Source organism: Sphaerochaeta halotolerans, from assembly GCF_003429665.1.
Classification (GTDB): Bacteria; Spirochaetota; Spirochaetia; order Sphaerochaetales; family Sphaerochaetaceae; genus Sphaerochaeta; species Sphaerochaeta halotolerans.
This window is the reverse complement of the sequence record NZ_QUWK01000046.1, coordinates 1-948: the sequence shown is the minus strand read 5'-3', so window position 1 is coordinate 948 and position 948 is coordinate 1. Positions and strand designations below refer to the sequence as shown.

Genomic DNA, 948 nt, shown 5'->3' with positions numbered 1-948 from the left:
ACCTTCGGCTTCGGGGTTGCTCCAATCATCGATACAATGGCCGGATCCTCAGGTACGCTTACCTGCAGCGTGTAGCCCATCGCTCTTGCAAACGGCTCGTAGGCCTTGGCAATTGCGCTCTTCGCAGGGTCAAGCACGTCTGCTGCGGGAAGAATCATCGGGTAGACACTCTTCACTTTCCCGTTCGCTACGCTCACCTGCACGCCGCCAACGCTTCTCAGCATCTCGTCCGCTCTTACTATCAGGGTGCCGTTCACCGTCTTGGCCATCGCTGAGCCATTGCCGTCGACAATCAAGTCGATGCCGTCAATGTTCCGCGCCACCATCTCGCTGGTCAGATCGCCCTTGCTGCCAAGGTCGCTGAGCACCACGATGAAGTCAACATAATCCCGGGCCATGTCCACAGCGTACTGTGCATTGTCCAGAATCACGTCACTGGTGAAGCTTACTCCCTGGATCGGCTTCGGGGCCACCAGACCTACCACACCGACCTTGAAGCCATTGTAGTTGTACACCTGATATGGCTGGGCAACCAGATACCCGTTCGCATCCAGTGCATTCGCACTCAGGGGAAGGGCCTTCTTCGTCCCGGCTATACCGGTAGCCAGCTGCACTGCCTGTGGGGTGTAGGCATCGTAGCCAAGCTCATCAACCACCTCGGCGGCCAGCATCGCAGCCTCAGCCGGTATCTCACCGACATTGCCGCTGTTCAACAGCAACCAGTTGTCGGTCAGTGCACGGCCAGCCTTCAGAGCAGTGGACAGCCTTGCAAGCCCAAGTCCGCCGTTCTCGCTGTAAATGTTACCGTTCAGGTCGTTGGTATGCACAATAAACAGATCGAATACCTTCGCTCCATCATCATTCTTCACGATCTCCTGCACACCATAGGGGTAGACCAGTTCCTTGGGCTCCTCTACTACCGGTGCCGGGGCTGGTGCCGGGGCTGGT

The 948-nt window shown here is 57.5% G+C and carries 1 protein-coding gene; it reads right to left on the bottom strand.

What is annotated here, in order from left to right; genetic code table 11:
* The coding region (locus DYP60_RS13905) for a bifunctional UDP-sugar hydrolase/5'-nucleotidase (protein ID WP_476712873.1) at window positions 1-869 on the bottom strand (869 nt) is incomplete at its 3' end.
* Between the last annotated feature and the right edge of the window lie 79 nt (window positions 870-948).